The sequence below is a fragment of the Pseudomonas sp. AL03 genome (assembly GCF_029960815.1).
Taxonomy (GTDB): Bacteria; Pseudomonadota; Gammaproteobacteria; order Pseudomonadales; family Pseudomonadaceae; genus Aquipseudomonas.
Map to the genome: position 1 here is coordinate 193,210 of NZ_JASBRE010000002.1, position 18,556 is coordinate 211,765.

General features: G+C 58.0%; 18 protein-coding genes and 1 pseudogene. 9 read left to right on the plus strand and 10 right to left on the minus strand.

Annotated elements, in window-relative coordinates:
* Together QK293_RS02995 and QK293_RS03000 are read right to left on the minus strand one after the other, a co-directional pair.
* Positions 1-1,317, minus strand: a pseudogene (locus tag QK293_RS02995) (inorganic phosphate transporter).
* A gap of 148 nt (positions 1,318-1,465) precedes the next feature.
* On the minus strand, positions 1,466-2,488 hold the full coding sequence (locus QK293_RS03000) for a transporter (RefSeq protein WP_282375514.1): 1,023 nt from the start codon (positions 2,486-2,488) through the stop codon (positions 1,466-1,468).
* Between the two features lie 423 nt (positions 2,489-2,911).
* Between QK293_RS03000 and QK293_RS03005 the strand changes: the two genes are divergently transcribed.
* Both QK293_RS03005 and QK293_RS03010 read left to right on the plus strand, forming a co-directional pair.
* Positions 2,912-4,537, plus strand: a complete 1,626-nt coding sequence (locus QK293_RS03005) for a methyl-accepting chemotaxis protein (protein ID WP_282375515.1) — start codon at positions 2,912-2,914, stop codon at positions 4,535-4,537.
* A 260-nt stretch (positions 4,538-4,797) separates the two neighbouring features.
* Positions 4,798-5,166, plus strand: a complete 369-nt coding sequence (locus QK293_RS03010) for a hypothetical protein (protein WP_282375517.1) — start codon at positions 4,798-4,800, stop codon at positions 5,164-5,166.
* Positions 5,167-5,261: 95 nt separating this feature from the next.
* On the opposite strand, the gene QK293_RS03015 is transcribed toward QK293_RS03010, so the two are convergent.
* Together QK293_RS03015 and QK293_RS03020 are read right to left on the minus strand one after the other, a co-directional pair.
* Entirely contained in the window at positions 5,262-5,567 is a 306-nt protein-coding gene (locus QK293_RS03015) for a PepSY domain-containing protein (protein ID WP_282375519.1), read from the minus strand.
* A 95-nt stretch (positions 5,568-5,662) separates the two neighbouring features.
* Positions 5,663-6,790: a glycerophosphodiester phosphodiesterase gene (locus QK293_RS03020; protein WP_282375521.1), complete on the minus strand. Its 1,128-nt coding sequence runs from the start codon at positions 6,788-6,790 to the stop codon at positions 5,663-5,665.
* Between the two features lie 233 nt (positions 6,791-7,023).
* Here QK293_RS03020 and QK293_RS03025 point away from each other — a divergent pair, with 233 nt between their 5' ends.
* A complete protein-coding gene (locus QK293_RS03025) occupies positions 7,024-7,350 on the plus strand; it encodes a DUF2025 family protein (protein WP_282375523.1) in 327 nt (108 codons plus the stop codon).
* A gap of 124 nt (positions 7,351-7,474) precedes the next feature.
* On the opposite strand, the gene QK293_RS03030 is transcribed toward QK293_RS03025, so the two are convergent.
* Together QK293_RS03030 and QK293_RS03035 are read right to left on the minus strand one after the other, a co-directional pair.
* A complete protein-coding gene (locus tag QK293_RS03030) occupies positions 7,475-7,798 on the minus strand; it encodes an antibiotic biosynthesis monooxygenase (protein ID WP_282375525.1) in 324 nt (107 codons plus the stop codon).
* Entirely contained in the window at positions 7,795-8,502 is a 708-nt protein-coding gene (locus tag QK293_RS03035; protein ID WP_282375527.1) for a CTP synthase, read from the minus strand. Before QK293_RS03035 ends, QK293_RS03030 begins: the two co-directional genes overlap by 4 nt.
* 15 nt (positions 8,503-8,517) lie before the next feature.
* Here QK293_RS03035 and QK293_RS03040 point away from each other — a divergent pair, with 15 nt between their 5' ends.
* Complete coding sequence (locus tag QK293_RS03040) at positions 8,518-9,459, plus strand: LysR family transcriptional regulator (protein WP_282375760.1); 942 nt, start codon at positions 8,518-8,520, stop codon at positions 9,457-9,459.
* A 100-nt stretch (positions 9,460-9,559) separates the two neighbouring features.
* On the opposite strand, the gene QK293_RS03045 is transcribed toward QK293_RS03040, so the two are convergent.
* Entirely contained in the window at positions 9,560-10,126 is a 567-nt protein-coding gene (locus tag QK293_RS03045; RefSeq protein WP_282375761.1) for a TetR/AcrR family transcriptional regulator, read from the minus strand.
* On the opposite strand from QK293_RS03045, the gene QK293_RS03050 reads away from it, so the two are divergent.
* Both QK293_RS03050 and QK293_RS03055 read left to right on the plus strand, forming a co-directional pair.
* Positions 10,122-11,120 (plus strand): MBL fold metallo-hydrolase, encoded by a 999-nt coding sequence (locus QK293_RS03050; protein WP_282375529.1) that lies wholly within the window; start codon positions 10,122-10,124, stop codon positions 11,118-11,120. The two genes, QK293_RS03045 and QK293_RS03050, sit on opposite strands and share 5 nt — an antisense overlap.
* Positions 11,121-11,233: 113 nt before the next feature.
* On the plus strand, positions 11,234-12,766 hold the full coding sequence (locus tag QK293_RS03055) for an amidase family protein (protein WP_282375531.1): 1,533 nt from the start codon (positions 11,234-11,236) through the stop codon (positions 12,764-12,766).
* Positions 12,767-12,876: 110 nt separating this feature from the next.
* On the opposite strand, the gene QK293_RS03060 is transcribed toward QK293_RS03055, so the two are convergent.
* Positions 12,877-13,140, minus strand: a complete 264-nt coding sequence (locus QK293_RS03060; RefSeq protein ID WP_282375534.1) for a hypothetical protein — start codon at positions 13,138-13,140, stop codon at positions 12,877-12,879.
* Positions 13,141-13,151: 11 nt separating this feature from the next.
* A complete protein-coding gene (locus tag QK293_RS03065) occupies positions 13,152-13,469 on the minus strand; it encodes a helix-turn-helix transcriptional regulator (protein ID WP_282375537.1) in 318 nt (105 codons plus the stop codon).
* A gap of 277 nt (positions 13,470-13,746) precedes the next feature.
* On the opposite strand from QK293_RS03065, the gene bglX reads away from it, so the two are divergent.
* Positions 13,747-16,011 carry a beta-glucosidase BglX gene (bglX, locus tag QK293_RS03070; RefSeq protein ID WP_282375539.1) on the plus strand — a complete coding sequence of 755 codons (2,265 nt, stop codon included), beginning with the start codon at positions 13,747-13,749 and terminating at the stop codon, positions 16,009-16,011.
* Positions 16,012-16,379: 368 nt separating this feature from the next.
* On the opposite strand, the gene QK293_RS03075 is transcribed toward bglX, so the two are convergent.
* Positions 16,380-17,147, minus strand: a complete 768-nt coding sequence (locus QK293_RS03075) for a helix-turn-helix transcriptional regulator (protein WP_282375540.1) — start codon at positions 17,145-17,147, stop codon at positions 16,380-16,382.
* 111 nt (positions 17,148-17,258) lie between these two features.
* Between QK293_RS03075 and QK293_RS03080 the strand changes: the two genes are divergently transcribed.
* Together QK293_RS03080 and QK293_RS03085 are read left to right on the plus strand one after the other, a co-directional pair.
* Positions 17,259-18,074 carry a sulfite exporter TauE/SafE family protein gene (locus QK293_RS03080; RefSeq protein ID WP_282375541.1) on the plus strand — a complete coding sequence of 272 codons (816 nt, stop codon included), beginning with the start codon at positions 17,259-17,261 and terminating at the stop codon, positions 18,072-18,074.
* 89 nt (positions 18,075-18,163) lie between these two features.
* Complete coding sequence (locus tag QK293_RS03085) at positions 18,164-18,526, plus strand: hypothetical protein (RefSeq protein WP_282375543.1); 363 nt, start codon at positions 18,164-18,166, stop codon at positions 18,524-18,526.
* Positions 18,527-18,556: the final 30 nt, after the last annotated feature.

Sequence of the window (18,556 nt, forward strand, 5' to 3'; positions counted from 1 at the left end):
TTAGAACAACTGGGTGAACAACCAATACAAGCTGCCCGACAACAGCATCGCCGCCGGCAAGGTCAATACCCAGGCCATCAGCAGATTGCGGATGGTCTTCATCTGCAAACCTCCGCCGTTGGCGACCATGGTCCCGGCCACCCCCGAAGACAACACGTGCGTGGTCGACACCGGCAGACCGAACATGTCGGCGGCGCCGATGGTCCGCATGGCGACGGTTTCCGCCGAGGCGCCTTGCGCATAAGTCAGGTGGGTCTTGCCGATCTTCTCGCCGACGGTCACCACGATGCGTTTCCAGCCGACCATGGTGCCCAGCCCCAGGGCGATGGCCACTGCGATTTTCACCCACAGCGGAATGAACCGCGTGGCGTTGTTGATCTGTTGCTTGAACAGTTGCAGTTTGCCGCTGGTGTCGGCGTCAAAGTTGCCGACCTTGTTCTTGTCCATCAGGCGAATGGTTTCGCTGGTCAGGTACATGTCGTTACGCACGTTGCCCATGGCCTCGGCCGGGGCTTTCGAGAGCGAGCCGTAGCCCTTCACTTCGTTACCGATATTGCCGGCCAACGCGGCGAGGGCGGGGATCAGTTGTGGTGAGGCTTCCTTGCTGCGCATGTGATCGGACAGCACCGCGCGAGGATCGGGCGGGCGCCGGTAGCGGCGAACTTTTCACCAGTGCTTGCTGGGTGACTTCGGCTACGGCGGCAAACTGTAGCGCCTGGTCTGCCGCCATGGCGCGGTTCAGCGCGTAAGCCATCGGCAGCGCGTAACCGATTTTAGTCGCCTGAACCCAGTCCACACCGCTGGTGCCGTCGCGACCGTGCATCAAGGCATTGGCCACGCCGACACCGATGATCGAGCCGATCAGGGTGTGCGACGAAGACGCTGGCAAACCCAGCCACCAGGTGCCGAGGTTCCACACTATTGCGGCGGGGCGATGATGCCGAACGCCACCGCGCCGCTGGACAGCAGCACCCCGAGGAAGTTAAAGAAGCCTGACCAGGCCACCACGAAATTCGGCGGCAAGGAGTTGGTGTAAATCACCGTGGCCACGGCGTTGGCGGTGTCGTGGAAACCATTGACGAACTCAAAGCCGAGGGCAATCAGCAGCGCCACGCCCAACAGCAGAAACGGCGTCCAGGTGGTCATCACGGTGCCAAGTTCGTTCATGTCGTGCATCAGGCTGTAAGCCGTGAACAACAGGCCACTGCCCAGCACCGCGAAGAAAATCACGATGGTCAGCAGGCTGGGTTTCTTGTCGAGTTGCGGTTTTGCGCTACTGGTGGGCGCCTGAGCGGCGGTGAGGGAAGGAGTAGCCATGACGGACAATCCTGAGAAGGGAAGAGTGTCGGTCATGATCGTTGCTCATGTTACAGAGAGGCTGCGCTGGGTCTGTGTTTGGGTTTTTGCTAATGCCGTCCATCAGAACCCACCCCCGTTCCCTATGGGAACGGGGGTGGAGGTTTGTTCAATAATCCTGGCGCTTACGAAACGCCCAACGCCCGGCGATCACGGTAAACGTCGCGACCAATGCCACCAGAATCCAGAACCCCTCCGGATCGTCGGAAAGCGGCACCCCACCGACGTTCATGCCAAAGAAACCGGCGATGATGTTGATCGGCAGTGCCAGCACCGTGACCACGGTCAGGGTGAACAGTGTGCGGTTACTCTGTTCGTTGAGGTTGGCGGCGATTTCTTCCTGCAACAGTTTGATTCGCTCGCCCAAAGCCGTGAGGTCGTTGATGATCAGCGCGAACTCCTCGGTGGACTTGCGCAGTTCCTTGACGTCTTCCTTTTGCAACCACTGCGGTGGGCGATTGAGCAGGCGCAGCAATGAGCCTGGTTCCAGCGCCAGCAAGCGTTGCAGGCGCACCAGCACTCGACGATTGGCACCCAGTTCGGCGCGATTGGTCGACAGTCGCGAGGACAGCAACTCATCTTCGACCTGATCGACGCTGAGGCTGGTCTTGCGCACGATCTGGGTCAGCACTTCGCCCTGATCGCGCAGCAGATGCACCAGCAATTCCAGCGGCGAACGAAAGCACTCACCGGCCTTCACCGAGGAGCGCAGCTTGTCTACCGAGTGCAGCGGTTGCAGGCGTGCGCTGATGATCAGCCGACTGCGGGCGCAGACCCACAGCGTCGAGACATCCGAGGAAACCATGCTGCTGAGGTTGAACACCACATCATTGACCACCGCCAGCAACGCCGAATCCACATGCTCGATGCGCGTCGAACGTGAGCCCTCATGCAGCGCTTCGAAAAATTCGTCCGGCAATTCCAGATGGCTCTTCATCCAGCGCTCGCAGGCGGCGTGGGCGAGGTTCAGGTGTAACCAGAGAAACTCGTCGCTGTCGCCGGGCTGTTGCAGGCATTGCAATGCCTTGGCCGAATCGATCTCCCGGCCGCGCTCACCGGGGCGAAAACTGAAACCGTACAGCAGACCGAACAGGTCCGGGTCGCGATGGCTTTGGTCGATGCTGTGGTTCATGAGGGCTCGCTGAAGGAGGCGCTGTCGGTCGCTTTGTGTAGCAGCTGGCGAAGCCTGCGTTCGGCTGCGCAGCAGTCGTCAAGCCTGAGCACGCAGTCTTCCTATGGCAATGCATTGCCTGATTTCACGACTGCTCCGCAGCCGAACGCAGGCTTCGCCAGCTGCTACAGATCGCGTTACGGCGGGTTTCACAGGTTCACTTGAACCGCATCATTGCAAGGATTTTTGACCGTTTTGTGACAGTCTCGTGGCGCTGAAAATTCACTCTACCGGTGGTCGGAAGCGCTAAAGAAAGGCGCTGGCACGCCGATGATGTTGATGTTGAATTTCGCGGTGCGGTCTTGGGCCAGCGTCGCTGACAGGGATGTCCGGACACCTTGCACGCCTGACGGGCGTGCCTTATCCCTGTCATGAGAGCACTCGATGTTTTTGCAAAAATCCCTGAGAGCACAAATCCTTGCCTTGTTGAGCGGCAGCCTGTTGGCCATGTTGCTGATCGCCCTGGCCTGCTTTCACTTTCTGTCCAGCGGTGTTCAGAACTACGCGAATCTGATCGAAGGCCCGCTGCACACCTCGCAATTGATCGATGAAGCCAACCTGCAATTCAAGGTTCAGGTTCAGGAGTGGAAAAACGTTCTGCTACGCGGTAAGCAGCCTGCGGACCTGGACAAATACTGGAAACAATTCGAGGACCGTCAACGCGATGTGCAGGGCATCCTCGGCGAGCTGGCCGGGCAGAAGGGTATTGAGCCGCAACTCAAGACTCGCATCGAACGCCTGCGGGACGAACATCGCCTGTTGGGTACGGCTTATCAAAAAGGTCGTGACGCCTATGTGGCGGCAGGTGCCGACCCAACGGCTGGCGACACGGCGGTCAAAGGTATGGACCGCGCGACCAGCGATCAGATGAGCGAGTTGGTCAGCGAATTGCGCAAGCAGGGTGCCGAGCAATCGAAGCTGATCAGCGCCGATGCCGATCGCACCGTGTTGCTGGGGATCATTGTGATGCTCGCCTCGGGTCTGCTGATCGGCCTGTTGAGCCTGTGGCTGGTCAACCGCAACCTGGTGGAACCGATTCGCAAACTGATCGAGTACGTGGCGCAACTCAGCCAGGGCAAGTTTGCCGAACGCGTGGCCAGCAGCCGACAGGATGAGTTGGGCAAGTTGGCGGTAGCGGCCAACACCCTGCGCGATTTCCTCGCCGAAACCTTCAGCCGTTTGCAGCGCAGTGCCTCGGATCTGGACAACGCCAGCGGTGAACTGAATTCCATCGCCACCCTGATGGCCAGCGGCACCAACGAGCAGTTCAACAGAACCGATCAGGTGGCCACGGCGATGAACGAAATGTCCGCCACCGCGCAAGAAGTCGCGCGTCACGCCGCCGATGCCGCGCGTGCAGCCGACGATGCCGACCAGTCCGCTCAGCAGGGCGAAAAAGTCATGCAGGGCACCATTCACACCATCACCCAAATGCGTGGCGAAATCGCCAACACCGCCATGGTCATCCGTCGTCTGGAAACCGACAGCGGGCGCATCGGCAAGGTACTGGAAGTGATTCGCGGCATCGCCGAGCAGACCAATCTGCTGGCGCTCAACGCAGCCATCGAAGCGGCCCGTGCCGGTGAAGCAGGGCGCGGTTTCGCTGTGGTGGCCGATGAAGTCCGCAGCCTGGCCCAGCGCACGGCGGCGTCGATCATCGAAATCAACCAGATCATTCAAACCGTGCAAACCGGAGCGGTGGATGCGGCCCAGGCGATTGAAAGCGGTCAGTCGCGCAGTGAAGAAAGTGTCGAGCAAGTGACCCAGGCCGGCGCCATGCTGGAGCGCATCACCCATGCGGTGGAAGCCATCCGCGACATGAACCGCCAGATCGCCACCGCCGCCGAAGAGCAGACCTCGGTGGCCGAAGACATCTCGCGCAACCTCACCGAAATCACCAGCATCGCCAGCACCAACCTGGACAACGTGCAGCGCACCGAAGCGGCCAGCCACAACTTGCACGGGTTGTCGGGGCAGTTGAATGAAGTGACGGCGCGTTTAAGCGCCTAACGGGAAGGGCTGTGTACCGGTTTGCTTACCGAGTTGGTACACAGTTGATCTCAAGTCAGTAGTGTCGATGTCAAGCAATGATATTGACGGTGCTTGAACGCTCAGGTGACCGTTGATCGAATACGCTTGGTTGAAGCGCCTGATTTAGCCGCCACCTGTTATTTCTGACAGTAGACAGGTTTTTTCTCGCAGCGCTAGATAACCACTGGCACGCATTTTCGAACCGAACATGCGCCAGTACTTCCACAAGGAGCGTTGCGATGGCCGAGTCTTTGAGCCCTATGACAGTTGTCGGTGGTCAGGTAGTCGTTTTATACGTTGACCTGGCAAACCCACTGAGCCCGAAAGTAATCATTCCAGAACGAGAACACTTTAAAGTTGGCGAGGAAATCACTGTGTTGATGGGTGACATTGTGGTGGGCACTCACATCTATCGAGAAGGTGATCACTTTCCAGTACATTTTTCTTTGGACAAAGAAAAACTGGCACAGGTGACTGGAACGGGGGCGTTTTACTACGTGATTAAACATCTGGATGAAACGATCTCCACCTCAAGTGCTTCCCATGCCAAGGTCGAGATGTTTAACAGCCAATCGTCCGTGAGTCACGCTAACGAGTTCAAGGCGTAGAGGCTGTGGTCGCTGCGTCAAAGTATTTGATTGTCTGAATCGGATCGGCAAAAAAGCCGCACGATCCGAAAATCGTGCGGCTTTTTATGTGTGCATCAGGTGTCTTGTTTGTCGCTCAGGACTTTGCCGGTGGTGGCATCGAAGTCCACGTCAAATTCTTTGCCGTCAGCGGTTTTCAGTTCCACTTCGTACTCATAGTTATTGAAGTGGTTGTCCAAGTCCGTGTCGGTGATGGTCGCACCCGGGTGCAACTTCAGCGCGGCCTCGTGCATTTCTTCCAAAGGCTTGATCTTGCCGCTCTTGACCAGCTCAGGGATCTGGTCGACGCGAACATCGGCCTGGGCCAGGCCAGCGGTGAGGGTCAGGGCAGCGGCAGTGAAGAGTGCAGTCAGGGTTTTCATGAAGTTCTTTCCTTGGGGTGATCTGTTTAAGTGGGATCAGGTTAGCTTGCGCAACTTAATTCACCCTTAATTCCTTTGGGCGCTTCTCGCAGTGTTCAATAACCGTTGTTTTGCAGCAATTGCGCAACACTGGCAGCCGCCGGGCGTTTGTAGAACTTGAGCAGTTCGCTGGCGCGGTTGGTGAAGATGCCGTCGACGCCGGCGTCCATGACTTTCTGGTAATCCACGGCATCGTCGATGGTGTAGACGTGCACCAGCAAGCCCTGATCGTGGGTGTACTGGTTCATCCAGGGTTGCACCAGGTCCGAGTAGCTCTGATCGCCACCCTTGGTCAGCGCGGCAGAAGGGCCGGTGCCGATCGCGCCCTGGGCTTTGGCGTACTCGACCCATTGCTGGAATTCGGCTTTGTCTTTCGGTTGTTGTTTGGCGTAATAAGTGGCTTTGTCTTTGTCACCGGATTCAGCAAACGTCACCTTGGATTTCGGTTCGATGCTGCCTTCGCCGACCCACAGCAGGAGGATTTTCGGCACTTTCGGCATTTCCTTCTCGAGCAGTTCGAGGCTGCTCTTCTCGAAAGTTTGCAGCACAACTTTGCCTTTGCCCTGGCCAACCGCCAGATTGCTCTTCGCCAGTTTCGAACCGGCCGGGCTCAGCCAGCCGCGATCTTGCAATTTATCCTTGAGGTCGCGCTCAATGCCGGGAAATTGCTTCGGCTCTTTGGTTTCGATGTACAGGCCCGGCTTGTGCAGCGGGTTGCCTTGGGCGATGTCGATGATTTCATCGAGGGTCAGGATTTTCAGACCGGCGTAGGAAGGACGCGCGCGATCCGGGTAGGCGGAGTTGAACCAGCTGCCAGCATCCAGGGTTTTCAGCTCGGCGATAGTGAACTCGTTGGCCGGGCGGTCCTTGCGCTCAGGGAATTTGCTGGCGACGTCGGTGGTGCGTTGCAGGTTGTCGTCGTGCAGGGCGAAAAGCACGCCATCCTTGCTGCGTTGCACGTCCATCTCCAGGTAGTCGACACCCAGATCGCGGGCCAGTTTGTAGGCTGCTGCGGTGGATTCCGGTGCATCGAAAGACGCACCACGGTGGGCGATCACTGCCGGGTGCGGGATGCCCGTGCGGGTTGCCAGTGCAGTGGAGCTTGGCTCGCTGGCGGCCTGTGCCTGGCCGAGGCCCAGCATCAGACTCAGCAACAGGGCGCTCTTGGTGAAGGTAACAGGCATGGTCGAGGTCCTTTCGCAGATTTACAAAGACGTATCTTTTAACAACTGAGCGCCGCTTGCGCTATCGCCAGACCGACATAAACGTGTTTAAAGCTGATTTTTTCCGCACTTTTGTGCGGTTCTTTGCAGTACTCTTGGCCCCGGCAATTTCCCCGGCAGAGGGAAATCCATTCGCTTGCCCTGCGTGTAAACCATCGATCACCGGTCCATTACGACCTTTTGTGAGGTTTATCATGCGCATCACTTCCGAGCTCATCTGCCAGGCCGCCGACCAACTCAAAGGCTTCGTCGGCCTCAATCGCAAGACTGGCCAGTACATCGTTCGTTTCAGCGAAGACTCGTTCGGTATGGACGTGGCGGATGACGGCATTATTCCCACCAGTGAATTCGTCTGGACCTCGGGTTCCGGGCAGGCCATGACGCTCAAACGTGAGTTGATTCAGTTGTTGCTGGATCAGAACATCGATGACCGGATCAACATCACCGAACCGCTGCGGGTGTATATGAATCGGCGGGAAGTGCCGGAGATTTCCGCGGTTCGCAGTCTGGTGCAGAGCTGAGTTTTGCGGTGACTGTGCGGGCCCTATCGCGAGCAAGCTCGCTCCCACATGGGTTATGTGTCGATCACTAGACCAATGTGGGAGCGAGCCTGCTCGCGATACGGCCTGAAAGACACCGCACTCATCACTGCTGAAACCGATAATCCCGCTCAACCTTGCACACCCGCGTACAACACGCCGAATACCACGTCGACCGTCCACGCTCGCGAATTTCACTGTGTTCGGGATGATGTTTCCACGCCAGAATCGCCGCTTCGCTGGCCCAGTAGGACACCGTAATCCCGAGTCCATCTTCACCCCGAGCCGATTCCACACCCAGGAAACCGGGTTGCTCACGGGCCAGTTCGACCATGCGCCTGGCGGCCTGCTCGTAACCGTGATCACCGTCGGTGCGCAGGGCGGTAAAAATCACTGCGTAGTAAGGCGCTGGCGGCGTCTTGGCGATCATGATTTCTGCCTTGTGCAGGCTGCGATCAACGCACGGACCAGCGGCGGCAGCTTGCCTTTGAGCGCTGCGCGTTCAGGTTGGAACAGCGTCGCGACGAAGAACGGGTGCCCGCGTAATTCCACTGCCCGCAAGTCGCCCGAAGAATCGTGTCCGACGGCGCACAGCTGTTGGGTCAACAACTCACGTTCGAACTCAGGGTTAACGCCGTAGCGGCAGCGATACCCTTCGACAACCTCAGCGCTTTCGTACGCCTCGGCGATCAACGAGCCTTCAACCAGATGAATGCTCTCGACCGCTTCCACCAGCGAACAGGTCAGTGGCGTGAGCAGCGCTCGCGCCGCATCGGGCGATGTCTCGCCATGTTCGGCATCGTCCCAGCCTAGAACATGTCGGGCGTATTCGAGTATGGCGTGTTGAAACCCGCCACAGGTACCCAGGAAGGGTCGCTGCTGTTCGCGGGCAAAACGAATCGCCCGTAATGCACCGTCCATATCGCGGTAAGGGCTGGCGGGCACGCACCAGAAACCGTCGAAGTCAGCCAACGACGCATCGGCGCTGATGCTATCGGTGGCCAGCCACTGGAACTGCACGTCTCGGCCTGCGTGTTCAGCAGCCATGCCGAGGGCGACGGGAATGGCTTGGTGAGCGGTGACGTGCGGGTCGTAATCGCCGATCAGGGCGATGCGGATTGGGCGGGTTTCCATGTGTGCGCTCCACGCTTGTTGATTCCTGGCACCCACTATAGATTGGCGTTCACGCACTCAATATTGGCGTTATCCCAATTGATCAATGCACCGATGCACTATCGACTGGATTATCCCGACCTGTCCCTGATCCTCGCGCTGGTGCGCGGCGGCTCTCTGGCGCGGGCGTCGACGCTGTTGAAAGTCGACGTCTCGACGGTGTTTCGCGCCGTGCGCCGACTGGAAGCCGCGCTGGGCCAGCAGTTGTTCGAAAAGAGCCGCGCCGGTTACTTGCCCACCACCTTGGCGCAGACCCTGGCCGAGCAGGCTGAGCGGGCCGAACAGGCACTGGAGGCGGCGCGCATTGGCGTGGAGCAGGGCGGTGAAGTCATCAGCGGCACCGTGCGCCTGACCTGCACCGATTCGGTCCTGCAAGGTTTGCTGTTGCCGGCGTTGGCGCGGTTCATGCCGTCCTACCCGGCGCTGACTATCGAGTTGAGTACCTCCAACGACTTCGCCAACCTCAGCCGCCGGGATGCGGATATCGCCTTGCGCCTGACCCGCACACCGCCCGGGCATTTGGTTGGCCGGCGATTGGCCCAGGTGTCGTATCGAGTCTGTGCCAGCGCGGCATACCTGAAATCGGTCAATTGCGAAGACCTGGCCTCGCTGACCTGGATCGCCCCGGACGACTTCCTGCCCGATCACCCCACGGTCGCGTGGCGCCGTCAGCAGTTGCCCGGCGTCACGCCGGGTTATCGCTGCAACAGCATGTTGTCGGTGACTGCGCTGGTGCGGGCCGGGCTCGGTGTCGCGGCGTTGCCGGACTTCCTCATCGGTGACGGGCTGCAACCGTTGAGCGAGCCGCTACACGGTTACGACACGGCGCTCTGGTTGCTGACCCGCCCTGACTGCCGCGCCTTGCGTTCGGTGGTGACGTTGTTTGATGAGTTGGGGCGGGCGTTGAAATTGCCTTGATGGGTGTCAGGCCTTCGGCTGATCCTTGCCCACAAAGTGCTGATGCATTTCCGAGGTCAGGCTTTCGATCGGCAGACCTTGTCATTTATTGCAGCCCGATTCAGAGCTGATAGCAGGCCAGGAACATGTCCAGCGCCGACGCCACAACAGTGGTCTGCATCTCGTCTGACAGGCCGGGCAAACCCATGGAAATCTGTGGCCAGAACGCAAAGGATTTGAGCATTCCCTGAATCTGTTGAGCGGCGAATTCGGGGGCGACCGGTTTCAAGCGACCATCAGCCTGGGCGGAGCGGATCCACACGGCCAGGCCTTCTTCACGTTCGCCCATTCGGGCGACCATATTCTGCGCGCGCTCGGGGGAATGGATCGTAGCGGCGATGGCCACTCGCGCCAGGTCGAGAAAATTGTCATCGCCCAGCATCTGCATTTTCGCCATTAGCATTCGGCGCATCTGGTCGCGCAGCGGCAGGCCAGGGTGGTAGGGCGTTTCCTGTTCTGCCGTCACCCGCGCCCACAAATGATTGAGGATTTCGTCGAACAACTCTTCCTTGCTGGGGAAATGGTTGTACACCGTGCGCTTCGACACGCCGGCGGTGGCAGCGATCTTGTCCATGCTGGTGATGTCGAAACCGTTGGCACGGAATTTGGTAATCGCGGCTTGAATGATGGCTTCGCGTTTTCGGTCGGTGAGGCGCTCTACGCCTGAAGCTTCCCGTCACGTAGAAGGGCTCTTTCGAAACCATGCGCAGGTAAAGCGCGAAGGCTTTCGCAAAACCCTGCGCATCCTGTGGAGCATGATCTTCCACAAACCGCGTAACACCCGCCCAACCGCACCCGTCCCGGTGCAAACCCTGACTCAGGCAGCGTTGATCGCCGCACCTAACCACAGCGTTTACCGACTCGGGCATTCCACCGTACTGCTGAAACTGCGGGACAAACTCTGGATCACCGACCCGGTCTTCGCCGAACGCGCCTCACCCGTGCAATGGGCCGGTCCCAAGCGCTTCCACCAGCCGCCGATCAGCCTCGAAGAGTTGCCGTCGATCGAAGCGGGGATCCTGTCTCACGACCACTACGACCACCTTGATTATCAAACCGTGCTCAAACTGGCGGACAAGGCCAAGTGCTTTCTGACGCCGCTGGGCGTGGGCGACACCCTGATCAAGTGGGGCGTCGACGCCAGCAAAGTGCGCCAGCTGGATTGGTGGCAGGGCACAGAAGTTGACGGCATCCAGTTCATCGCCACGCCATCGCAACACTTTTCCGGTCGCGGTCTGTTCGATAGCAACATCACATTGTGGGCCTCGTGGGTGATGATCGACGGCGACACGCGGATCTTCTTCAGCGGCGACAGCGGCTACTTCGACGGCTTCAAACGCATCGGTGAACAGTACGGCCCATTCGACCTGCCGCTCATGGAAACCGGTGCCTACAACGTCGAGTGGCCGCATGTTCATATGCAGCCGGAGCAAACCCTGCAGGCGCACATTGACCTCAAAGGTCGCTGGTTGCTGCCAATTCACAACGGTACCTTCGATTTGTCGATGCACGCATGGTTCGAGCCCTTCGACCGGATCCTCGCATTGGCCTGGGAGCGCACTGTGTCGATCACCACAAAGGAAGAAGGGCGTATAGCTTGTAGTGGCTACAAATCTGGATGAAGTTTCCTACATTGCTGGTTCCTTGTGGATGACAGCCGTTTCCCACGGCTTCGGTAGGCTATGCAGCGAGTGAAATGACTCACTCGTGATTAGCCATAACAAGGAAGCTGCAAATGAAGGACGTTTTAAAAAGCCGCATGACGGTACTGGCGCAGATCATTCTGCTATCGGCCACCGGGTCTGCATTTGCTGACAGCAAGGCAACGGCATCAGCCACTCAGACGCTCGAATATGCGAGCGTCAGCGAGCTCGCTGAACGGATGGAGCGCAACGAACTCACCTCCGTAATACTGGTGGAATATTTGCAGGCGCGCATCGACACGTTGGATAAGCAAGGGCCGATGATCAACGCGATTATTGAGCTCAACCCTCATGCCATCGACATTGCCACCGCTTTAGACCAGGAACGTCAGGACGGCAACGTTCGTGGTCCGCTGCACGGCATTCCAGTTCTGCTTAAGGACAACATCGACACTGCGGACCCGATGCAAACGAGCGCGGGCTCATTGGCCATGGTCGGTCAGCCTGCGGCAAACGATGCGTTTGTCGTCAAACAGCTGCGTGATGCGGGCGCCATCATTCTCGGCAAAACCAACATGAGCGAATGGGCTTACACCCGAGAACTGGGCTTGCCCCACGGCTGGAGTGGTCGAGGCGGCCAAGGTAAAAATCCCCACGTGCTTAGCGGTGAAATCTGTGGTTCCAGTTCCGGTTCTGCTGCAGGTGTAGCCGCTGGCTTCGCACCGTTGGCCATCGGCACTGAAACCAACGGTTCGATCACTTGCCCGGCTTCGGCTAACGGTGTAGTTGGCGTCAAGCCAACGTTGGGACTGTTCAGCCGATCGGGTATCGTTCCAATCACGCGTCTGCAGGACACGCCTGGCACCCTCACTCGCACCGTTCGTGACGCCGCACTGATGTTCAATGCTCTGCAGGGCGTTGATGCCATGGATGCCGCAACCAGCGATGCTCCGATGGGAGTCGACTACACCACGCTGCTCGCCACGGATGCATTGAAAGGCAAGAGAATCGGTTACCCAACCGAGTACGTAGGCACGAACGGCAGCGTGCTTAGACCAGGGTTTGAATTCCTGATGGCATTGGCCACACTGGAAGAACAAGGCGCTACCCTGGTGCCGTTGAAAGTCCAACTGCCGGATATCGATGGCTACTTCAACACCCTCATGGCGGGCATGAAACATGAACTGCCCGAGTACCTGGCCAGCCGCTCAGGGTTGCCGATCCAGACGCTTCAACAGTTGATCGACTTCAACGAACTTAATCCGGGCGCTGAAGGCTACGGGCAGCAAATGCTTAAAAACATCAACGAACTGGACATGACCCACGCACAGGCAACCGAACTGTTCGGCACCCTCAATGCCAGCTTCAAGGCTGCCATTGATGAGCAATTGGCTGAGCATAATCTGGATGCATTGTTCGCCGATGCCGATGGCTACTCGCAATTCAGTGCGGCGGTGGCAGGCTACCCTGGCATTACCGTCCCGTCGGGCATGAACAGCGATGAGCTGCCGACCTCCGTGTTCTTTTTCGGTGCGCGTTGGAGTGAGCCCCAACTGCTGGCGTTGGCTTACAGCTATGAACAAGCTTCGTTAGAACGCCAGAATCCGGCTTTTAAAGAGCAGTAAGGTCTGAGGCCAGGCTGGTGATGTTGGCGTTACGGGTCTGGCAGCGCGCTCGAGCAGGGAAAGTCATCTCACCCTTCTAAAGGCGTAATCAAGTTATGCCTTCAGAACGCTTAATCCTCTGCCGTCGGGCCGCTCGCCATCGAGCGGCCCGCGATCTTCGCCACGGTCAGACCACGAGCGTTTCCACCGAGTATTTCATCCAGTTCCCCCGCTGACAGCCCAAGCCTTTGCGCCGCTGCAGCCTTACCCAACTGACCGGTGTCGAGGAGCATACCGATCTTCATCAGGTATTCGACTTTAGCCCTCATCTCCCCCGCATCGGCATCACCTGAAGGCGGATTACGGCGCCTGTCGCATTCATCGATCCCATTCATCTGCTGACACCTCACTCGACCATCGCGTAGTCCGCCCGACCCACCGGATCAGGCGTCGACCCTTTCACATTCATCCCTCTCCCCGGCGCAAATCCCGGGAAGAACACCAGGCCCTCCGATTCAAACCGATACGCCAACGCCAGTCGGGTGACATCCAGTACATCGCGTTCTGCCTCAAATCGCTGAATGGCGTCCACGGAGACACCGGATTCCTCTGAGAGCTCCTCCACACTCCAACCCAGCATCGCTCGGGCCTGAGCGCAATGCGCGGGGGTGAATTGGAAAAGGGCGATACGTTCCAGGGTGATTTTCATCGCAAGAGAGGCCATGGTGTTCTCCGGGCTCGAGAGTGCTGATTCAAAATATACTGTGTTTTTGTACAGTTGTTTTGCGCCCGGATCAAACTCATTTTTTGATCGGTTATATTTTTTCTCTCAGGCAGGAGCGTCGGAGCGACTACGCTATTGCTATGCGGGATCCTGAAAGCTCAGTGGCTTTCAGCCCCCGTCAGCAGCAATGTTTGAACGTCAGCTTTCTGATTTTCAACACAAGGAAAGGTGGCGTTTCAAAGGCAAGCAGGTGGTATGCGTCACAGGGAAGGCAATCATGAAAAGATTACGTCTGCTGTGTGCCCTGATCGGTTTTACAAGTCTGCCGGTCCTGGCCGATATGGAATCGTCAAACAAAGATGCCTTTGTCACCCACCTGATAAATCAGATGACCCAGGAGGAAAAGATCGGCCAACTGCGGCTGATCGCTATTGATGAAAAGATGACTCCCGAAAGGATGCGCCAAGAGATCACCGCCGGGCGAATCGGGGGGACGTACGGCTCTGTGAGCCGTTACGTAAACCGACCCATGCAGGACGCGGCTCAACAAAGCCGCCTGAAAATACCGATGTTTTTCGGCTGGGACGTGATACACGGCCATCGCACCATTTTTCCCATTGGCCTGGCGCTGGCCTCCAGCTGGGATATGGACGCCATTGAGTTAAGCGGTCGAACGGCGGCGAAAGAAGCCAGTGCGGACGGTATCGATTTGACCTTTGCACCGATGATAGATATCGCCCGTGATCCTCGCTGGGGGCGTACATCCGAAGGCTTCGGTGAAGACACCTATCTGGTTTCGCGCATTGCCAAAGTGATGGTTCAGGCCTACCAGGGCAAAAGCCTAAGTGCACCCGACAGCATCATGGCCAGCGCCAAACACTTCGCGTTGTATGGTGCTGTCGAGGGTGGACGCGACTACAACAGCGTCGACATGGGCCTGGCCAGAATGCACCAGGACTACCTGCCACCTTATCGTTCGGCGATTGAGGGTGGCGCGGGAGCAATGATGGTGGCGCTTAACTCTATAAATGGCGTGCCAGCCGCTTCCAATGCATGGTTGATGCAAGACCTGCTTCGCAAAGCATGGGGCTTCAAGGGGCTGGTCATCAGCGACCACAATGGGATAAACGATCTGGTTCAGCATGGTGTTGCGAAGAATCACCGCGAAGCGGCCATGCTCGCGATCAGGGCCGGTGTTGATATGAGCATGAACGACTTCTCCTATGGTCCGGAGCTACCCGGGCTGCTTGAGTCTGGTGCTGTTTCCCAGAGCAATATCGATAACGCAGTGCGGGAAGTCCTGGGGGCCAAATATGACATGGGGCTGTTCGAAGACCCTTACCGGCGCATCGGCGTTGCCAGTGAAGACCCCGCTGATAACAATGCCGAAAACCGTCTGCACAGAGCGCCGGCCCGTGAGGTGGCACGCAAGACATTGGTGCTGCTGAAGAATGAAAACGAGCTCTTGCCGCTAAAAAAAGAGGGTGTGATCGCGCTCATAGGCCCGTTGGCAAAAAGTACCGTCGACATCATGGGCAGTTGGTCCGCAAGCGGCGTGCCCTCGCAATCGGTGACGATCTACGACGGGCTGAAAAGCGCTATGGATAAGGGCTCGCTGATCTATGCCCGAGGCGTCAATCTCACGGAGGATCAAGAGGTTATTAAATACCTGGGCGCGTCCGAAATCGAGAACGACGCTCGTCCGGCAGCAGAAATGATTGACGAAGCGGTGAAGTCTGCACATCAAGCCGATGTTGTGATTGCAGTAGTGGGTGAGCCCCGCAGTATGTCTCATGAAGCGGCCAGTCGAACCAGCCTCGATCTGCCAGGACGCCAGAGTGAATTGATCACCGCCCTGAAAGCCACCGGCAAGCCGCTGGTACTGGTATTGATGAACGGTCGGCCACTTTCCATCGGCAAGGAGCAGGAGCAGGCCGATGCGATTCTGGAAACCTGGTACAGCGGCTCTGAGGGAGGCAACGCCGTTGCCGATGTCTTGTTCGGTGACTACAACCCTTCCGGCAAGTTACCCATTACCTTTCCACGCTCCGTGGGGCAGATCCCCAATTACTACAGCCATTTGAACACCGGCCGCCCCTACCTGCCGGGTGGGCCTCGCAACTACACGTCTCAATATTTCGATCAATCCCATGGTCCGCTTTATCCCTTCGGCTATGGGCTGAGTTATACCGATTTCAGCCTGACCGACATGGCCCTGTCTTCGACCACACTGAACAAGACCGACAAGCTCGTCGCCAGCGTCATGGTGAAGAATATCGGCCAGCGCGACGGCGAAACAGTGGTTCAGCTGTATATCCGCGATGTCGTTGGCTCCCTCAGCCGTCCGGTCAAAGAACTGAAGAACTTTAAAAAAATCATGCTCAAGGCCGGAGAAGAGAAAGCGGTCCACTTCAGCATTGATGAGAACGACTTGAAGTTCTTCAATGCTCAGTTGGAATACGCCGCCGAGCCGGGCGAGTTCCAGGTGCAGATCGGCCTGGATTCTCAGGATGTGAAGGCGCAGAGTTTTGAGTTGCTGTAAGGCCGAGGCAGTGGCTGATGCTTATGAAGTTTTGAGACAAACATCGTACCTGTTGCGAGGGAGCTTGCTCCCGCTCGGCTGCGAAGCAGTCGCAAATCCGATGCATGCGCTGTGCCTGACCAACGCGGCATGCCCTAATGCCGATAAGTTAAGCCATTTCAGCTGCGACGCATTCCCTGTAGCAGCTGTCGAGCCCCAGCGAGGCTGCGTTCGGCTGCGAAGCAGTCGTGAATCCGGCTAATACGGTCTGTCTGATGTATCGCAATCTCTGATTTTACGACTGCTCCGCAATCGAACGCAGCCTCGCTAGGGCTCGACAGCTGCTACAGCCGAACGCTTAACTACTGGCACTAGCGGAAGTGCCCTCTCTATTTCGCCCCCTCCAACCAAACGGACGGTGCCTGCCCCAGTACGCGGCGGAACATCGTTGAGAACGCCGCCGGGCTGTCATAGCCAAAATCCAGGGCAATCCGCGTCACCGGTTCGCCCACCACCAGCCGCGCCAGAGCCAGCACCACGCAGGCTCGCTGCCGCCATTGGCTGAAACTCAGGCCCGTCTGTTGGCGGAACAGGCGATTGAAAGTACGCAGGCTTATGTGCAACTGATCGGCCCATTGCTGGGGCGACTGATGAGCGTCGGGCCGCTGCACAAAGCCCCGGCACAACGCGAGCAGCCGCGCATCGACGGGCAGCGGAATGTGCAACGGCAGGTGAGTGCTGCGCCCAAGCTCATGCAGCAGCAAGCCGATCAACGTACCGTCGCGCCCGCGCTCGTCATACTCCAGCGGGATTTCCACCGCCTCCATCAGCAAATGCCGCATCAACGGCGAAACGCTGATCACCTGGCAGCGATCCCCCAGATCCACCACCGCCGGTTCGATATACACACTGCGCGTGCTCACCCCCAGCATCAGCACCTCATGCGCCACCCCCGGCGGAATCCACACCGCCCGCTGCGGCGGTACCACCCAGTTGCCGTCATGCGTGCTGACCTGCATCACCCCGGTGGCGCCGTATAACAATTGCGCCCGCCGATGTGTATGACGAGGCAACGAATGCCCGTGGGAATAATCCGTACCGATGGCCACCACCGGCCGAGGCGTGTGGTCCAGCAGATCAATCGAAACATTGCGCATCGAACAGCCTCAACGGTTGGCGTAAACGAAAACATTATTGGCTGACTTGCTGAAGCAGACCAAGGCGCATCGTTCTATCGTCGACCGCCCTCAACCAATGGACGACACGCAATGCTCTATCTCCTGCTGGCACTCTTCGGCTGCATGACCGGCATCACCGCGGTGCTGTTCGGCTTCGGCGGCGGCTTCGTCGTCGTGCCATTGCTGTACCGCATGCTCCTGGCCAACCACGGTACAGACGACCCCGTCGGCCAATCGGCAATGCACATTGCTGTGGCAACCTCGACCTGCGTCATGATCGTCAACGCAACGATCGCCACCGGCAAACACCGTCGCGCCGGAAACCTCATTCGCCATTACCTGTGGCCGTTGGGCGGGTTCATCGGCCTGGGCGCGATCGTCGGCGCCGTTTCGGCGATGTGGGTGAGTGGCGAGGTGATTCGCTATGCCTTCATCGCGTACCTGGGCGTGACCATCGCGGATTGCCTGTTACGACGCGGCTTTCTTACAGCGTCCGACACCGCAATCCCACGGCGATTGGGAAAGGCAGAAGTGTCTGGCGGCGGTGTAGGAATCGGCGCCATCGCTACCTTTCTCGGCGTAGGCGGCAGCGTCATGACCGTGCCGTTGTTGCGGCGTTGTGGGTTGAGCATGTCCCAGGCGACGTCCATGGCCAATCCGCTAAGTTTGCCCGTGGCGCTGGCTGGGACGGTGACTTACGTGGCGATGGCTGGGTTCACCGAGTTTGATTTGGGACCGTGGTTTATCGGTTATGTGGATGTACTGGCGTTTGCGGTTTTGACGGTGGGATCGCTGGTGGGGATTCGGCTGGCCACGCCGTGGATTGGGCGGATACCGGATCGAACCCATGCGTGGGTGTATATCGGTTTGCTGATGCTTGTGATGCTGAGTATGTGGGCTAACTAAATCACCCCTTTATTTCAGGGTTGGTATTGGTAAGTTTTTTCGCAAGAATGAGTCTTTGCACTGACCACAATTCTTCGCGGGAGGATGTCATGTCCATCATCGAAAGTGACTGGAAGAAATTCAAAGAACTGCACAAACTTGCGCTCGATCGTTTCTGCCAGGGTGTGCTGGCTGATGCCAAGACAATTGCCCAGCATGACGCGCTCTCGGCTCATGCCAGGTATGGAATGATTTATCGCCTGATGCGTGATCGGGACAAGGACATCGTCCAGACTTTCGACCCCTACAGTCGTTCCAGTGCACCCATAGCTTTGCGATGGATGGTCAAGCACGACTTGCTGACCGATGCGGAGCTGTCGGTTCTTAGCGAAGCAATGTTAGAAGAGGTCGCTGACGTTGTTCGTCAACCCTATAAGCTTGAATGGGTCGAAGAGATCGTGCGAGAGGACTGAAAACGGTTATCACCGGCCCTTTTTAAGAGA

Excerpts from the sequence above, each read along its gene's own strand:
- QK293_RS03000 (WP_282375514.1), bottom strand. The coding sequence starts at position 2,488 with ATGAACCACAGCATCGACCAAAGCCATCGCGACCCGGACCTGTTCGGT.
- QK293_RS03005 (WP_282375515.1), top strand. The coding sequence starts at position 2,912 with ATGTTTTTGCAAAAATCCCTGAGAGCACAAATCCTTGCCTTGTTGAGC.
- QK293_RS03010 (WP_282375517.1), top strand. The coding sequence starts at position 4,798 with ATGGCCGAGTCTTTGAGCCCTATGACAGTTGTCGGTGGTCAGGTAGTC.
- QK293_RS03015 (WP_282375519.1), bottom strand. The coding sequence starts at position 5,567 with ATGAAAACCCTGACTGCACTCTTCACTGCCGCTGCCCTGACCCTCACC.
- QK293_RS03020 (WP_282375521.1), bottom strand. The coding sequence starts at position 6,790 with ATGCCTGTTACCTTCACCAAGAGCGCCCTGTTGCTGAGTCTGATGCTG.
- QK293_RS03025 (WP_282375523.1), top strand. The coding sequence starts at position 7,024 with ATGCGCATCACTTCCGAGCTCATCTGCCAGGCCGCCGACCAACTCAAA.
- QK293_RS03030 (WP_282375525.1), bottom strand. The coding sequence starts at position 7,798 with ATGATCGCCAAGACGCCGCCAGCGCCTTACTACGCAGTGATTTTTACC.
- QK293_RS03035 (WP_282375527.1), bottom strand. The coding sequence starts at position 8,502 with ATGGAAACCCGCCCAATCCGCATCGCCCTGATCGGCGATTACGACCCG.
- QK293_RS03050 (WP_282375529.1), top strand. The coding sequence starts at position 10,122 with ATGATGGCTTCGCGTTTTCGGTCGGTGAGGCGCTCTACGCCTGAAGCT.
- QK293_RS03055 (WP_282375531.1), top strand. The coding sequence starts at position 11,234 with ATGAAGGACGTTTTAAAAAGCCGCATGACGGTACTGGCGCAGATCATT.
- QK293_RS03060 (WP_282375534.1), bottom strand. The coding sequence starts at position 13,140 with ATGAATGGGATCGATGAATGCGACAGGCGCCGTAATCCGCCTTCAGGT.
- QK293_RS03065 (WP_282375537.1), bottom strand. The coding sequence starts at position 13,469 with ATGGCCTCTCTTGCGATGAAAATCACCCTGGAACGTATCGCCCTTTTC.
- bglX (WP_282375539.1), top strand. The coding sequence starts at position 13,747 with ATGAAAAGATTACGTCTGCTGTGTGCCCTGATCGGTTTTACAAGTCTG.
- QK293_RS03075 (WP_282375540.1), bottom strand. The coding sequence starts at position 17,147 with ATGCGCAATGTTTCGATTGATCTGCTGGACCACACGCCTCGGCCGGTG.
- QK293_RS03080 (WP_282375541.1), top strand. The coding sequence starts at position 17,259 with ATGCTCTATCTCCTGCTGGCACTCTTCGGCTGCATGACCGGCATCACC.
- QK293_RS03085 (WP_282375543.1), top strand. The coding sequence starts at position 18,164 with ATGTCCATCATCGAAAGTGACTGGAAGAAATTCAAAGAACTGCACAAA.